The 15,082-nt window shown below is 64.5% G+C and carries 14 protein-coding genes; 13 read left to right on the forward strand and 1 reads right to left on the reverse strand.

The annotated features are described in order from the left end of the window. The first annotated feature begins 132 nt into the window (after window positions 1-132). From IVB41_RS33835 to IVB41_RS33855, 5 genes are all read left to right on the forward strand, one after another. Complete coding sequence (locus IVB41_RS33835) at window positions 133-1,092, forward strand: N-carbamoyl-D-amino-acid hydrolase (RefSeq protein WP_247438943.1); 960 nt, start codon at window positions 133-135, stop codon at window positions 1,090-1,092. Window positions 1,093-2,192: 1,100 nt separating this feature from the next. After that, complete coding sequence (locus tag IVB41_RS33840) at window positions 2,193-2,747, forward strand: TetR/AcrR family transcriptional regulator (protein WP_247438945.1); 555 nt, start codon at window positions 2,193-2,195, stop codon at window positions 2,745-2,747. A gap of 52 nt (window positions 2,748-2,799) precedes the next feature. Next, a complete protein-coding gene (locus IVB41_RS33845; protein ID WP_247438948.1) occupies window positions 2,800-3,993 on the forward strand; it encodes an MFS transporter in 1,194 nt (397 codons plus the stop codon). A gap of 139 nt (window positions 3,994-4,132) precedes the next feature. Next, window positions 4,133-4,543, forward strand: a complete 411-nt coding sequence (locus tag IVB41_RS33850) for a DUF4118 domain-containing protein (protein WP_247356956.1) — start codon at window positions 4,133-4,135, stop codon at window positions 4,541-4,543. A gap of 138 nt (window positions 4,544-4,681) precedes the next feature. After that, a complete protein-coding gene (locus IVB41_RS33855; RefSeq protein ID WP_007594851.1) occupies window positions 4,682-4,891 on the forward strand; it encodes a hypothetical protein in 210 nt (69 codons plus the stop codon). Window positions 4,892-5,145: 254 nt separating this feature from the next. On the opposite strand, the gene IVB41_RS33860 is transcribed toward IVB41_RS33855, so the two are convergent. Continuing rightward, on the reverse strand, window positions 5,146-6,117 hold the full coding sequence (locus IVB41_RS33860) for a LysR family transcriptional regulator (RefSeq protein ID WP_247438951.1): 972 nt from the start codon (window positions 6,115-6,117) through the stop codon (window positions 5,146-5,148). 123 nt (window positions 6,118-6,240) lie between these two features. Between IVB41_RS33860 and IVB41_RS33865 the strand changes: the two genes are divergently transcribed. The 8 genes from IVB41_RS33865 (at window position 6,241) to rpe (ending at window position 14,983) form a co-directional block, all read left to right on the forward strand. Further along, the gene (locus tag IVB41_RS33865; RefSeq protein ID WP_247438953.1) at window positions 6,241-7,278 is read left to right on the forward strand and encodes a class 1 fructose-bisphosphatase; all 1,038 of its coding nucleotides are present in this window, start codon (window positions 6,241-6,243) and stop codon (window positions 7,276-7,278) included. Between the two features lie 12 nt (window positions 7,279-7,290). After that, window positions 7,291-8,166, forward strand: coding sequence for a phosphoribulokinase (locus IVB41_RS33870; protein ID WP_027516497.1), 876 nt, complete (start codon window positions 7,291-7,293; stop codon window positions 8,164-8,166). Between the two features lie 16 nt (window positions 8,167-8,182). After that, on the forward strand, window positions 8,183-10,204 hold the full coding sequence (tkt, locus tag IVB41_RS33875) for a transketolase (protein ID WP_247438955.1): 2,022 nt from the start codon (window positions 8,183-8,185) through the stop codon (window positions 10,202-10,204). A gap of 14 nt (window positions 10,205-10,218) precedes the next feature. Continuing rightward, window positions 10,219-11,304, forward strand: coding sequence for a class II fructose-bisphosphate aldolase (gene fba / locus IVB41_RS33880; protein ID WP_247399790.1), 1,086 nt, complete (start codon window positions 10,219-10,221; stop codon window positions 11,302-11,304). Between the two features lie 31 nt (window positions 11,305-11,335). After that, the gene (locus IVB41_RS33885) at window positions 11,336-12,796 is read left to right on the forward strand and encodes a form I ribulose bisphosphate carboxylase large subunit (protein WP_027516500.1); all 1,461 of its coding nucleotides are present in this window, start codon (window positions 11,336-11,338) and stop codon (window positions 12,794-12,796) included. An 11-nt stretch (window positions 12,797-12,807) separates the two neighbouring features. After that, entirely contained in the window at window positions 12,808-13,215 is a 408-nt protein-coding gene (locus IVB41_RS33890) for a ribulose bisphosphate carboxylase small subunit (protein WP_007594833.1), read from the forward strand. Window positions 13,216-13,313: 98 nt separating this feature from the next. Then, window positions 13,314-14,249 (forward strand): CbbX protein, encoded by a 936-nt coding sequence (cbbX, locus tag IVB41_RS33895; protein WP_247356945.1) that lies wholly within the window; start codon window positions 13,314-13,316, stop codon window positions 14,247-14,249. After that, on the forward strand, window positions 14,246-14,983 hold the full coding sequence (gene rpe / locus IVB41_RS33900; protein ID WP_247438957.1) for a ribulose-phosphate 3-epimerase: 738 nt from the start codon (window positions 14,246-14,248) through the stop codon (window positions 14,981-14,983). Before cbbX ends, rpe begins: the two co-directional genes overlap by 4 nt. Window positions 14,984-15,082 lie beyond the last annotated feature (99 nt).

Below are 15,082 nucleotides of genomic sequence, written 5' to 3' on the forward strand. Positions count from 1 at the left end.
CGGCGCCCCCCGCGTGACGGTCGAACTGCCTCTCGGTTGGGCACCGTGCCGGACAGCGAGGCTGTGCGCGCGACGCATCGCACGATAGTCTCTGCCGCGACCTGACCCAGGAAGCGGACGAGGGAAAGATTCGTGACGAGATTTGTGACGATCGCGGCCGGCCAGCTTGGCCCTGTCGCGCGGACAGAGACGAGAACCGCGGTCGTGGCGCGCCTGATGGCCTTGATGCGCCAGGCGCACGCCAACGGTTGCGACCTGATCGTCTATCCCGAGCTCGCGCTGACCACGTTCTTTCCGCGCTGGTATTTCGAGGATCAGGCGGAGATAGACAGCTTCTTCGAGCGTGAGATGCCGGGGCTGGAGACGAGAGGCCTGTTCGATCTCGCGCGCGAGATCGGCATCGGATTTTATCTTGGCTATGCCGAGCTGACGGTCGAGGCCGGAATTGTCAGGCGCTACAACACCTCCATCCTGGTCGAGAAGAGTGGCGAGATTGTCGCGAGATATCGCAAGGTGCATTTGCCCGGGCATGCCGAGCACGAGCCTTGGCGCGAATTCCAGCATCTGGAAAAGCGCTATTTCGATCCTGGCAGTAGTTTCGGCGTGACCGAGGCCTTTGGCGGCGTGATGGGGATGGCGATCTGCAACGATCGCCGTTGGAGCGAGACCTATCGGGTGATGGGGCTGCAGGGCGTCGAGATGGTGATGATCGGCTACAACACGCCGGTGCACAATCCGCCCGCGCCCGAGCATGACGATCTCTCGCTGTTCCACAATCATCTGGTAATGCAGGCCGGCGCCTACCAGAACGGCACCTTCGTGGTCGGCGTCGCCAAGGCCGGTGTCGAGGAGGGCGTCGACCACATCGGCGGAAGCTGCGTCATCGCGCCCTCCGGCGAGGTCATCGCGCGATGCACGACCAAGGGCGACGAGATCGCGCTCGCTCGCTGCGATCTCGATCTCTGCAACTCCTACAAGCGCACCACCTTTAATTTCGACGTTCACCGTCAGCCGCAGGCCTACCGGATGATTGTCGAACGGAAGGGCGTGACCCTGATGGCGGACAGAACGCCGGTGCGAACGACAGGGTGAGCTCCTGTAGCCCGGGTGAGCGAAGCGATACCCGGGACCGCTGCGAGAGTCCCGGATGTCGCTTCGCTCATCCGGGCTACAAGACTTGCGGTCGGGCAAAACACCCGCACTCCGTCAACCCCTTCTTGCAAAAATATTCCACTTTACCGAAATTCGGTTTTGACGTATGTGTCGCCCATCCCGGCTCATCCTTGAGGGGCGATCTTGTGGTCGTCACGTTCGCGAGCCGGGCTTGCGGTGGACGCGGCAGCGTTCGGGTGCGAGAGGCGTGGGGCAGGGCGGATTGCTCTCCGTGAGCCCAACGCTTCGTTCCGACGAGCGGCGCTGCTAGGCTTCGTCTCGTCATCAGGTCGGCGGCAACGTGCACAACGCCGCCGAAACCGGTGGCGAAATGGCGGGCCGTGCGTACGGCAAAACCGTGTGGTCCTGGCCGTCGTTGCTACGGTCAAGCTCTTGCGGATGCGGCATCTGCGTCAACCGGCGCGGTGTCGGCGACTTCTGTGAAGGCGAGGGAGGCCAGCAGGAACTCGGCTCCCGGGAGAGCACGGCATAAGCCGTCCAACCATCGCGCAGGGAAGGCCGAGTGATTGGCTACACCTGTATGCTGCTGTGCGGTTTCCTTGCGCTATATTTTCGCGCAGCGGACCGCGGGTGCCAGCCGGCACCCGGCCTTCCCTGCGCCCTCTTGGACAAGAGGGTGGAGTGACGAAGCAAAGCTCGGGCGAAATCAGCCGCGAGAACGCGAAGGCGTGTCTGCAATTAAAGATGCGAGCCGGAAAATTGGCGCTGCCGCCTCATACTCCGTCATTGCGAGCGCAGCGAAGCAATCCAGTCTGCCGCCGCGGAGGGATTCTGGATTGCTTCGCTGCGCTCGCAATGACGATCTAGAGAGAATGTCCGCCAAACTCCTCCCTGGGGGTAATGGTCCTGGCCTTCGCCAGGACGACGCAGGAGTTGGTGGCGATCAGTGTGACCCACACCCCATCACAACCACGTGTCTTTATTCGGAAACAATCATTCCCTATTATCCCGCAATGCAAAAAGCCGCCCGCAAATCCCGCTCCGTCGCGCGTCCGCCCGGCCGTCCCCGGGAGTTCGACATGGACATTGCCCTCGACGGGGCCGTGCGCGTGTTTTCCGAGCGCGGTTATCATGCGACCTCGATTGGCGATCTCACCGCGGCGATGCGGCTGGCGACCGGCAGCGTCTACAAGGCGTTTCGCGACAAGCATGCGGTGTTTCTCGCCGCCTTCGAGCGCTATGTCGCTCTGCGCCAGGAGCAGACGCGTAGCGCCGCGGCGAAAGGCGCCAACGGCCGCGAGCGGCTGCGCAACATGCTATTGTCGTATGTAAAGCATTCCCAGGGCAGCGAGGGGCGGCGCGGCTGTCTCGTGGTCGGCAGCGCGGTCGAAATGTCCGCGGTCGATCCGGTGGTGGCCGCCCTCGTCAGCGCGCGGCTCGAGACCAACGAAGGCTTCATCGCTGGCCTCATTCGCGAGGGGCAGGCTGACGGCTCGATTCCCCGCCATGTCGCCGCCGACGACACCGCGCGGCTGATGATCTGCATCACGCAGGGTCTGCGCGTCGTCGGCAAGGCGCGCCTTTCGCTCGACGGCAAGCGCCTGGTCGCCGTCGCGATGAAGCTGCTCGCCTGAATTTTTTGTCATATTAGGAAACAAGCGTTTCCTATATCTGGAGACTATGTGAATGACGATGAATGCAACGATCGAGACAGCCCCCGAGCCGGATGCGGTGTCGCAGCGCCTGACCTTCGTGCTTGCCGCGGCCTGTGGCATGGTCGCCGCCAACATCTATTACGCCCAGCCGCTGATCGCCCCGATCAGCGCCGCGCTCGGCCTGTCGCATGAAGCGGCGGGACTGATCGTCACCATGACGCAGATCGGCTACGGCGTGGGGCTTCTCTTCATCGTGCCGCTCGGCGACCTCGTCGAGAACCGCACCCTGATCTGCTCCGTCATCACGCTCGGCGCGGCAGCCCTGCTCGCCGCGGGGGCCGCGTCCCATGCGCTACCGTTCCTGATGGCCGCGCTGTTCATCGGGCTCGGGTCGGTCGCGGTGCAGATCATCATTCCCTATGCGGCGCACCTTGCGCCGGCAGCCATTCGCGGCCGTGTCGTCGGCAACGTCTCGACCGGCTTGATGCTCGGCATCATGCTGGCGCGACCGGTGTCGAGCTTCGTCACGGCGATGCTGTCGTGGCACGCGGTGTTCTTCTGCTCGGCCGCACTGATGATCGTGCTCGCAGCGGTACTCTGGATGACGCTGCCGAAGCGCAAGCCGGTCGCGCGGATGCATTACGGCGAGTTGCTGCTGTCGATGCCGCATCTGGCGCGGACCACGCCGCTGCTGCGCAGCCGCGCGCTGTACCAGGCCAGCCTGTTCGGCGCCTTCAGCCTGTTCTGGACCGTGACGCCGCTGCTGCTCGCGAACGAGTTCGGCTTCACCCAGCGCGGCATTGCGCTGTTCGCGCTCGCCGGTGTCGCCGGCGTGTTCGCGGCGCCGATCGCGGGGCGGCTTGCCGATCGCGGCTACAGCCGCATGGCAACACTGGTCGCGCTGCTGCTCGCGGCCGTAGGCTTCCTGATCACGCATGTCGGCGCGCCTGGATCGGTGCTGAACCTCGCCTGCCTGGTTGTGGCCGCGATCGCGATCGACATCGGCGTGCAGGGCAACGTCGTGCTCGGCTTCCGCGCGATCTTCGCGCTGGGGCATGAGCACCGCAGCCGCCTCAACGGCCTCTACATGGCGACGTTCTTCACCGCGGGCGCGGCGGGCTCGGCGGTCGGCGCCTGGGCGTTTGCGCAAGGCGGCTGGACGCTGGCATCGGCCATTGGCCTCGCGCTGCCCGTCGCAGGCCTGGCCTATGCGACCACCGAGTAGGGCCGCGGTGGGTCCAGATTGTGCGATTCGGCCCGTTTACCAAGGCCGTCCGGCCGACAATTTCCACCTCGCAGTTTCCCTGCCGCTGTAGTACTTTGGTCGCAAGCGAGCCTGGTTAACGGGCGGCAGGGGGAGGCTGATGAGGCGTGCGGGGCTGGTTGGCGTACCGCGGGTACGACCATGGTCGTGGCAGGCGTTTCTGCTTGGATTCGTCGTTGTCGCAATGTCGGCTGCGCTCCAGGGCGTCTGTGTCGCGCTCGGCGCAAAACTCTATTTCGCAGCGTTCCTGCCCAGCCTGTTCGTGCTCGGCATTATCGCGGGCGTGCCAGTTGCGGCGTTCGCCGCACTGCTCACCATTCCGCTGGTGTGGTGGGCGTTCATTCCGCCCTTCTTCGAGTTCAATTCTCTGACCAGCGCGCATGCCGATTCCATCAAGCTGTTCTGCCTGTTCGCGGTGCTGGTGATCGGACTTGCCGATCTCTGCCGCGAGATCATCAGCCGCGGTGGATTGAAGCCGCGCAGCGAGAGCGCGGCAACGAATTCGCAATAGATCGGCCTTGTACGGCCGCGCACGTTGCGCGCGGGCAACAGTCCGGAAACCATTCGCGCGCTTGCCGCGCGGCGCTAACTTTTCAAAAAAGATTTGGCCGCAATTTCTCCCCCGGGAATGACGAGGGAGTTTTCGGACATGAACGGCCAAATAACCGGTCACGCCATCTTGGAGAACGTGCGCCGCTATCGCGGCATCGCATCGCTCTATCGCCAGACCGCTGCATTCCGCCCGGGCCAGAGCTGGTCGCTGCTCGAGCAGGCGAAGGATTGGGAAGCACGGGCGCTGCTGGAGCTGGAAGCCTATTTCGCCGCGCGGATGGATTACGCTGCTACGCGTGCGGCCTGATCGTTAACCATCGGCGGCGCGGCCTTGCGCAGGCCCGCGTCGGCCGTCGGGTCGCGCACGGAAAACACGGGGCGATTACGGAGTTATCTCGACGCCCGCCTGTGCTAGCAACGTCCCGACCGAGACATTCCAATTCGGCCGGGGCAAGCGATGACCACCTTCAACCGCATCTTCACGACCGAGCGCCTGCTCCAGATCATCGTCATTCTCGCAGCCACGGTCGCGATGAAGCTGATGGGCTGAATTTCGACGGGCTATCGCGCGCCGAATTCGGGCAATTCGGGAAGATAGTTCGACCCCTCCGATCCCAAGAAATCGAACATCGCCTGCGCCGGCGGCAACAGCACCTTGTCGCTGCGGCGGATCACGTACCATTGCCGCACGATCGGCAGGCCCGCGACGTCGAGCACGATCAGCCGGCCCTCGGTGAGCTCGTGCGCCACGGTGTGGGCCGAGATGAAGGCGATGCCGAGCCCGGCGATGACAGCCTGCTTGATGGTCTCGTTGCTGCTCATCTCCATGCCGATGATCGGCTCGAGATCCGACCTCTGGAACATGCCTTCCATCAGCGTCCGCGTGCCCGAGCCAGGCTCGCGGGTGAGGAAGGTCTCGTGCACGAGGTCGGTCAGGTTGAGGCCGGAATCTTTCTCCAGCCAGTGCCCCTTGCGTGCGACGATGATGTGCGGATTCCGCCCGAGCTGACGGACGTCGACGCTGACATCGGCCGGTGGCCGACCCATCACCGCGAAATCGAGGTCGTAGCCGTGCATGGCCTCGCGGATCTCCTCGCGATTGCCTACCGTGAGCTTGAGCTCGATCTTCGGATACCGCTTCGAGAATGCCGCGATCGCGTGCGGCACGAAATATTTTGCGGTCGAGACAGCGCCGAGATGCACCGTGCCGCCGGTTCGCCCGGCGAGCAGGTCGAGCGCGCCCTGGCAGTCGGTGATTGCGGCTTCGACGCGCTCGGCGAGGGTAAGCACCTCCTTGCCCGCCTCCGTCAGCAGCATGCCGTCGCCGGTCCGCTGCAGCAGCTGCAGGCCGGCGAGATCCTGAAGCTGGCGCAGTTGCTGGGTCACGGCCGGCTGCGTCAGGCCGAGCTGGGTCGAGGCTGCCGTGACGCTGCCCTTGGCCGCGAGCGCCGCGAGCGAGCGAAGCTGCCGGATCGTCAGATGCCGGAGCTGTGCCGCCGAATGGGCATTATAAGATAATTCTTTGGCGCTCATTATGAATAGAAATTTTCCTTATTAAGCCGGCCCTGTCAATCTCATCGTTGTTGGCACTGACCGCACCAGACCTCCAGCGAGGGGGGGAACTGGATACGGCACCAGCAAAGGGGACGGACGCAGATGACCGGGCAACTCAGGCTGGACGACCACCTTCAGCGGTATTCCGAGACGGCGCCGCATGCGCTGGCCGTGGCGTCCGCGGTCGATAGCATCGCGGCGGCCGCGATCGAAATCGCCGATCTCATCGCCACCGGAGACCTTGCGGACGCCTCCGGCCTGACCACCGGCCGCAATAGCGACGGTGACGTCCAGCGCGATCTCGACGTGCAGGCGGATGCGATCCTGCGCCGCTGTCTCGGCAAGCTGCCGATCGCGGCACTGGCGTCGGAGGAGATGCGCGAACCTCAGATCGGCGACCGCAAGGCCAAGATCTGCGTCGCGATCGATCCGCTCGACGGCTCCTCCAACATCGACATCAACATGACCGTAGGCACGATCTTTTCGATCCTGCCGGCGCCTGATGATCTCGCGCTCGCCTTCCATCAGCGCGGCTCGGCGCAGCTCGCGGCGGGGTTCGTCACCTACGGCCCGCAAACCTCGCTGGTGCTGACGCTTGGCGAGGGCGTCGATATCTTCACGCTGGATCGCAAGTCCGGTTGCTTCCGTCTCGCGCGTAGCGCCGTGCAGATCTCCGAGACCTGCGAGGAGTTCGCGATCAACGCCTCGAACCGCAGGCATTGGGAACAGCCCGTGCGCGCCTTCGTCGACGAATGCCTCGCCGGTGTGGAAGGGCAGGCCAACCACAATTTCAACATGCGCTGGGTCGGCTCGCTGGTTGCCGAGGCCTACCGTATCCTCACCCGCGGTGGCGTGTTCCTCTATCCCTCTGATGCACGGCCGGGCTATGGCGACGGCCGCCTGCGCCTCGTCTACGAGGCGCACCCGATGGCTTACATCGTCGAGCAGGCCGGCGGCTCCGCGTCGACCGGGCGCGAACGCATCCTTGAGCTTTCAGCGCAGAGCCTGCACCAGCGCGTGCCGCTGATCATGGGTTCGAACAACGAGGTGCAGCGCGTCGAGGACCTGCATTGCGATCCCTTGCTGGTCGCCAGCGTCTCCGCACCGCTGTTCGCGCGGCGCGGCTTCTTCCGGCTGTAAGCGAGGCATCCCATGTCCAGGAAGCATCCGATCATCTCCATCACCGGCTCTTCCGGCGCCGGCACCACGTCGGTCAAGAAGACTTTCGAACAGATCTTCTTCCGCGAGAAGGTCAACGCCGCCTACATCGAAGGCGACGCCTTCCATCGTTACGATCGCGTGGAAATGCGCACGCAGATGGCGAAGGAGGCCGATCGCGGCAACAGGCATTTCAGCCATTTCAGCCCCGAGACCAATCTGTTCGAGGAGCTGGAGCGGGCGTTCCGCGACTATGGCGAGACCGGTACGGCGACGACGCGGCACTATGTCCACGATGCCGAGGAATCCGCGCTGCATGGTGCCGCACCCGGCACCTTCACCGAATGGAAACGGCTGCCGGAGAGCTCCGACCTGCTGTTCTACGAGGGCCTGCATGGCGCGGTCGTCACCGACAAGGTCAACGTCGCGCGTTATGCCGACCTCAAGATCGGCGTCGTGCCCGTCATCAATCTCGAATGGATCCAGAAGCTGCACCGCGACCGCAGTGCGCGAGGCTATTCGACCGAGGCCGTCACCGACACCGTTCTGCGAAGGATGCCCGACTACATCCACTACATCTGTCCGCAATTTTCTGAGACCGACATCAACTTCCAGCGCGTGCCGACGGTGGACACCTCCAATCCATTCATCGCGCGCTGGATCCCGACGCCGGACGAATCGATGGTCGTGATCCGCTTCAAGAACCCGCGCGGCATCGACTTCCCCTACCTGCTCTCGATGCTGCCGCAAAGCTGGATGTCGCGCGCCAATTCGATCGTGTGCCCCGGCGCGAAGCTCGATCTTGCCATGCAGCTGATCCTGACGCCGCTGATCATGCAGCTCATCGAGCGCAAGCGAAACCTGAAGTGAACGAGGGGAGGATCCGATGAACATCTCCGTCCACGCCGACGCAGACCTTACCGCGGTCACACACAATGATCTCGCCAACGCCGTCCGCTTCCTCGCGGTCGACGCCATCGAGACCTCGCAGTCCGGCCACCCCGGACTGCCCATGGGCATGGCCGATGTCGCCACCGTGCTGTTCTCGCGATTTCTGAAATTCGACTCGGCTCACCCCCACTGGCCGGACCGTGATCGCTTCGTGCTGTCGGCAGGCCACGGCTCGATGCTGCTCTATGCATTGCTCCATCTCACCGGCGGCGACGTCAGCCTCGATGACATCAAGGCCTTCAGGCAATGGGGCTCGAAGACGCCGGGCCATCCGGAATATGGCCATACGCCGGGCGTCGAGACGACGACCGGTCCGCTGGGGCAGGGGATTGCGACCGCGGTGGGCATGGCGCTCGCCGAGCGGATGGGCAATGCGCGGCATGGCGATGGCCTCGTCGATCACTTTACATATGTGATCGCCGGCGACGGCTGCCTGATGGAAGGCATCAGCCAGGAAGCGATTTCGCTCGCCGGCCATCTCGGGCTCGGCCGCCTGATCGTGCTGTTCGACGACAACGGCATCTCCATTGACGGGCCGACCTCGCTTGCGACCTCCGACGACCAGCTCGCGCGCTTCGCCGCCTCAGGCTGGTCGGTGCGCCGTGTCGACGGGCACGATTCCGAAGCGGTTGCGCAGGCGATAGCCGAGGAGCGTGAGAGTCAAAGACCGTCGCTGATCGCCTGCCGCACCATCATCGGCTATGGCGCGCCGGATCGTCAGGGCACCGAGAAGGCGCACGGCGCGCCGCTCGGCACCGAGCAGACCGCGGCGGCGCGGCGAGCGCTCGGCTGGGACTATCAGCCCTTCGTGGTGCCTGTCACGGTCCTGAAAGCATGGCGGATGATCGGGCAGAGCGGGCAGGTCGAGCGTCTCGCCTGGCTCGATCGCTATGAATGCGCGACGCCTGAGCAGCGCGATCTGTTTGTCGAGGGTAAGTCGGTTGCCCTGCCGAACGCCTATGCCCTGGCCTCGGCGAAGTTGCGCGAGCGCTTTGCCACCGAGCGTCCGAAGCTCGCGACGCGGCAGGCGTCGCAACAGGTGCTCGACGGAATCGCAGGGACGATTCCCGGATTTGTCGGTGGCTCGGCGGACCTCACGCATTCGAACCTGACGCATGCCAAGGCGCAGACCCCGGTCAAGCGCGGCGCGTTCGCCGGCGATTACATCCATTACGGCATCCGCGAGCACGGCATGGCGGCCGCGATGAACGGCCTCGCGCTGCACGGCGGCTTCATTCCCTATGGCGGCACCTTCCTTGCGTTCTCCGATTACAGCCGGCCGGCGATCCGCCTTGCGGCCTTGATGCGGATCCGCGTCATTCATGTGATGACCCATGACTCCATCGGCCTCGGTGAGGACGGCCCGACGCATCAGCCGGTCGAGCATCTCGCAGCGCTTCGCGTCATTCCGAACCTGCTTGTTTTCCGGCCGGCCGACGCGGTTGAGACGCTGGAAGCATGGGACTGCGCGCTCCAAGCTGAAAATCGTCCGTCCGTGCTGTGCCTGTCCCGTCAGGCGCTGCCGACCTTCCGCAGCGACGTGCGCGGTAGAAACCGCGTCGCACGGGGCGCCTATCTGATCGTTTCGCCGGACGGCGGCCGCGACGTGACGCTCATCGCAACGGGTTCGGAAGTGTCTATTGCGCTGGAAGCGGCCCGCCTGCTCGCCACCGAGCACGTCCGCGCGGCCGTAGTCTCCGCGCCCTGCTTCGCGTTGTTCGAGGATCAGCCGGAGGACTACCGCGCTGCCGTGCTCGGCACGGCGCCACGGATCGGCATCGAGGCGGCAGTCGCCGGCGATTGGCATCGATGGATCGGCACTGACGGCGAATTCGTCGGCATGCGCGGCTTCGGTGCCTCGGCGCCCGCGCCAGTGCTCTACCGCGAATTCGGCATCACGCCGCAAAGCGTCGCGGAAGCCGCCCGGCGGGCGATTGCCCGCACAAGCAAGCAATAACAGGAGGAATTGTCGTGGCCCGTATCACCCTTCGTCAGCTGCTCGACCACGCCGCCAGTCACGGCTACGCGGTGCCGGCATTCAACATCAACAACATGGAGCAGGGCATCGCGATCATGCAGGCGGCGGCCGAGGTCGACGCGCCGGTGATCATCCAGGCTTCGCGCGGCGCGCGCAGCTATGCCGGCGACCTCATGCTCTCGCACATGATCGACGCGCTGGAGCGGACCTATCCGGACATCCCGCTCTGCATGCACCAGGACCATGGCAACGACGAAGCGACCTGCGCCTCCGCGATCGCCCACGGCTTCACCTCGGTGATGATGGACGGCTCGCTCAAGGCAGACGCCAAGACCGCGGCCGATTACGACTACAACGTTGCGATCACCAGCCGCGTCGTCGATCTCGCCCATTGGGTCGGTGCCTCCGTCGAAGGCGAGCTCGGCGTGCTCGGCTCGCTCGAGCATGGCGGCGGCGAACAGGAGGATGGTCACGGCGTCGAAGGCACGATCAGCCACGATCAGTTGCTGACGGATCCCGACCAGGCGGTCGACTTCGTCCGCGCCACCAAGGTCGATGCGCTCGCGATCGCGATGGGCACCTCGCACGGCGCCTACAAGTTCAGCCGCAAGCCGGATGGCGACATTCTGGCGATGCGGGTGGTCGAGGAGATTCATCGCCGTCTGCCGAACACGCATCTCGTGATGCACGGCTCTTCCTCGGTGCCGCAGCCGCTCCAGGACATGTTCAATCAGTTCGGCGGCGAGATGCCGCAGACCTGGGGCGTGCCGGTCGAGGAGATCGTCCGCGGCATCAAGAGCGGCGTGCGCAAGGTCAATATCGACACCGACTGCCGGCTGGCGATGACCGCGGTGTTCCGCAAGGTCGCCGCGCAAACGCGCTCCGAGTTCGATCCGCGCAAATTCCTCAAGCCCGCGATGGACGCGATGCGCGAGCTCTGCCGCGAGCGCTTCGAGCAGTTCGGGACTGCAGGCCACGCCAGCCGGATCAAGGTCGTTCCCTTGAGCGAGATGGCGCGGCGCTACCGCGCCGGAGAACTCGATCCCAGCATCGACGCCCGCGAGCCCGTCGCGGCCTAATCATTCAGAGAGAGAAGAGCAGGAGAGAGCCATGAATGCACATGCAGGAACCGTCCGCGGCAAGGAAAGATATCGATCGGGCGTGATGGAATACAAGCGCATGGGCTATTGGGAGCCTGATTACGTGCCAAAGGACACCGATGTCATCGCGCTGTTCCGCGTCACGCCGCAAGAGGGCGTCGACCCGATCGAGGCGTCGGCCGCAGTCGCCGGCGAATCTTCGACCGCGACCTGGACGGTGGTGTGGACCGATCGCCTGACCGCTGCCGAGAAGTATCGCGCAAAATGCTATCGCGTCGATCCGGTGCCGGGCACGCCGGGCTCGTATTTCGCCTACATCGCCTATGACCTCGACCTGTTCGAGCCAGGTTCGATCGCCAACCTGTCGGCCTCGATCATCGGCAACGTGTTCGGCTTCAAGCCGCTGAAAGCGCTGCGGCTGGAAGACATGCGCTTCCCGGTCGCTTATGTGAAGACGTTCCAGGGACCGGCAACCGGCATCGTGGTCGAGCGCGAGCGGCTCGACAAGTTCGGCAGGCCGCTGCTCGGCGCCACCGTCAAGCCCAAGCTCGGGCTTTCGGGCCGCAATTACGGCCGCGTGGTCTACGAGGCGCTGAAGGGCGGGCTCGACTTCACCAAGGATGACGAGAACATCAACTCGCAGCCCTTCATGCACTGGCGCGACCGCTTCCTCTATTGCATGGAGGCGGTGAACCGTGCACAGGCGGCCTCCGGCGAGGCGAAGGGCACCTACCTGAACATCACTGCGGGAACGATGGAGGACATGTACGAGCGCGCCGAGTTCGCGAAGGAGCTCGGATCGTGCATCGTCATGATCGACCTCGTGATCGGCTACACCGCGATCCAGTCGATGGCGAAATGGGCGCGGCGCAACGACATGATCCTGCATCTGCATCGCGCCGGTCACTCGACCTACACGCGGCAGAAGAGCCACGGCGTGTCGTTCCGCGTCATCGCCAAGTGGATGCGGCTTGCCGGCGTCGACCACATCCATGCCGGCACGGTGGTCGGCAAGCTCGAAGGTGATCCGAACACCACGCGCGGCTATTACGATGTCTGCCGCGAAGACTTCAACCCGACCAAGCTCGAACACGGACTGTTCTTCGACCAGTCCTGGGCGAGCCTGAACAAGATGATGCCGGTTGCCTCCGGCGGCATCCATGCCGGCCAGATGCACCAGCTGCTCGACCTGCTCGGCGAGGATGTCGTGCTGCAGTTCGGCGGCGGTACCATCGGCCATCCCATGGGCATCGCGGCCGGCGCGATCGCCAATCGTGTGGCGCTGGAAGCGATGATCCTCGCCCGCAACGAGGGCCGCGACTATGTCCACGAAGGTCCGGAGATCCTGGCCAGGGCGGCCGAGACCTGCACGCCGCTGAAAGCTGCACTCGAGGTCTGGAAGGACGTCTCCTTCAATTATGAATCCACCGACACGCCCGACTTCGTGCCGACCGCGCTCGAAACCGTTTGAGGAGATTTGACATGAAGCTGACCCAAGGCTGCTTCTCGTTCCTGCCCGATCTGACCGACGACCAGATCACCAAACAGGTGCAGTATTGCCTGACCAACGGCTGGGCGGTGAACATCGAGTTCACCGACGATCCGCATCCCCGCAACACCTATTGGGAGATGTGGGGCCTGCCGATGTTCGATCTCCAGGACGCCGCCGGCGTGATGATGGAGCTCGCCGAATGCCGCAGAGTGTATGGCGACCGCTACATCCGTCTCAGCGGCTTCGACTCCAGCCATGGCTGGGAATCGGTTCGGATCTCGTTCATCGTCAATCGCCCGCCGCAGGAAGCCGAGTTCGAGCTGGTGCGGCAGGAGGTGGGCGGACGCGCGATCCGCTACACCACCGTGCGTCGGCAGCCCGCGCACGCGCCAACCTAACTCATTCTCCTCCGCGCGGAGCACTCCCTGCTCCGTTTCCTTGGCGGACCACTGCTTCGCCGCTCTCCCGCGGCGAAGCCCTTTTCTTCGAGGTGCCGATGCTGGATGTTCCCCATGCAATGACCACTGAGCCCGGCAAGACCAGTTTCGATCTCCGCAAGGAGGCCGAAGAGGCTGGAATCACCGGCACGCTGCAACAGCTCGAGCAGGAGCTGATCGGATTGAAGCCGGTGAAGAACCGCGTGCGCCAGATCGCGTCGCTCTTGCTGATCGAACGTATCCGGCAGCGTGCGGGACTGGCTTCGTCGCCGCCGACGCTGCACATGTCGTTCACCGGCAATCCCGGCACCGGTAAGACGACCGTCGCGTTGCGCATGGCAAAGATCCTGCACGGCCTCGGCTTCGTGCGGCGCGGGCAGGTGATCTCGGTGACGCGCGACGATCTCGTCGGCCAGTATATCGGCCACACCGCGCCGAAGACCAAGGAGATCCTGAAGAAGGCGATGGGGGGCGTGCTGTTCATCGACGAGGCCTATTATCTGCACCGTCCCGACAACGAGCGCGACTACGGCCAGGAGGCGATCGAGATTCTGCTGCAGGTGATGGAAAACCAGCGCGAGGACCTCGTCGTGATCCTTGCCGGCTATGGCGAGCGGATGACGAGCTTCTTCGCCTCCAATCCCGGCTTCCGTTCGCGCATCGCCCACCACATCGACTTTCCGGACTATGCGGAAGCAGAGCTGCTCGTCATCGCCGAGCTGATGCTGAAGGAACGGGGTTATCGCCTCTCGGCGGCGGCGCGTGAGGCGTTCGAGAAATATATTGCGCTGCGTCGGACCCAACCGTTCTTCTCCAATGCGCGATCTATCCGCAACGCCGTCGACCGCATCCGCCTGCGGCAGGCCGATCGCCTGGTGTCCGATCTCGATCGCATGCTCGAGATCGCCGACCTCGAAACGATCGATCCCATGGACGTCCTGGCGAGCCGCGTCTTCAGCGGCGGTGCCGACGCTCAGGGGAGTGCGAAGCCATGACCAGAGAAATCCTCATCGCGCCGTCGATCCTGGCTGCGGATTTTGCCCGCCTCGGCGAGGAGATCGCGGCGATCGACGCGGCGGGCGCCGACTGGGTTCATTGCGACGTCATGGACGGGCATTTCGTCCCGAACATCAGTTATGGCGCGGACGTCATCAAGGCGATCCGGCCGCTGACGAAGAAAATATTCGATGCGCATCTCATGATCGCGCCGGCCGATCCCTATCTCGAGGCGTTCGCGAAGGCCGGCGCGGATCTCATTACGGTGCATGCCGAAGCGGGTCCGCACCTCGATCGCTCGCTCCAGGCCATCCGCGCGCTCGGCAAGAAAGCCGGCGTCAGCCTGTGTCCCGCCACTCCCGAAAGCGCGATCGAGTATGTGCTCGATCGTCTCGATCTCGTCCTGGTGATGACCGTCAATCCGGGTTTTGGCGGCCAGTCCTTTCTCGAGTCCCAACTCGAGAAGATCGCGCGCATCCGAAGCATGATCGGCGACCGACCGATCCGGCTCGAGGTTGACGGCGGCGTCACGCGCGACAATGCCGCAGCCGTGGCCGCTGCGGGCGCCGATACGCTTGTGGCGGGTTCCGCCGTGTTTCGCGGCAGGAGCAGCGCGGACTATGCCGGCAACATTGCGGCCATCCGCGCGGCTGCGGAAGCGGGCAGAGTTCCGAACCTGCAACATAGTTCGGAGCGGACGATGCGAGCCGGTGAGCCCGCGCTCATCCGGTAGACTGCCGCCGGGTACACATTGGCCCGCGGCAGGGTTCCGAGGCGTTGAGGCCGCGCTGATTGGAACTTTCGCCCGAACACGCGTTTGCCTAGAATCACG

It is taken from the genome of Bradyrhizobium sp. 44, from assembly GCF_023073095.1.
Lineage (GTDB): Bacteria > Pseudomonadota > Alphaproteobacteria > Rhizobiales > Xanthobacteraceae > Bradyrhizobium.

Coding starts and splice junctions, on each gene's coding strand:
- IVB41_RS33840 (WP_247438945.1), top strand. CDS start 2,193: ATGGACATTGCCCTCGACGGGGCCGTGCGCGTGTTTTCCGAGCGCGGT.
- IVB41_RS33845 (WP_247438948.1), top strand. CDS start 2,800: ATGACGATGAATGCAACGATCGAGACAGCCCCCGAGCCGGATGCGGTG.
- IVB41_RS33855 (WP_007594851.1), top strand. CDS start 4,682: ATGAACGGCCAAATAACCGGTCACGCCATCTTGGAGAACGTGCGCCGC.
- rpe (WP_247438957.1), top strand. CDS start 14,246: ATGACCAGAGAAATCCTCATCGCGCCGTCGATCCTGGCTGCGGATTTT.
- tkt (WP_247438955.1), top strand. CDS start 8,183: ATGAACATCTCCGTCCACGCCGACGCAGACCTTACCGCGGTCACACAC.
- IVB41_RS33865 (WP_247438953.1), top strand. CDS start 6,241: ATGACCGGGCAACTCAGGCTGGACGACCACCTTCAGCGGTATTCCGAG.
- IVB41_RS33850 (WP_247356956.1), top strand. CDS start 4,133: ATGAGGCGTGCGGGGCTGGTTGGCGTACCGCGGGTACGACCATGGTCG.
- IVB41_RS33885 (WP_027516500.1), top strand. CDS start 11,336: ATGAATGCACATGCAGGAACCGTCCGCGGCAAGGAAAGATATCGATCG.
- IVB41_RS33860 (WP_247438951.1), bottom strand. CDS start 6,117: ATGAGCGCCAAAGAATTATCTTATAATGCCCATTCGGCGGCACAGCTC.
- IVB41_RS33890 (WP_007594833.1), top strand. CDS start 12,808: ATGAAGCTGACCCAAGGCTGCTTCTCGTTCCTGCCCGATCTGACCGAC.
- cbbX (WP_247356945.1), top strand. CDS start 13,314: ATGCTGGATGTTCCCCATGCAATGACCACTGAGCCCGGCAAGACCAGT.
- IVB41_RS33870 (WP_027516497.1), top strand. CDS start 7,291: ATGTCCAGGAAGCATCCGATCATCTCCATCACCGGCTCTTCCGGCGCC.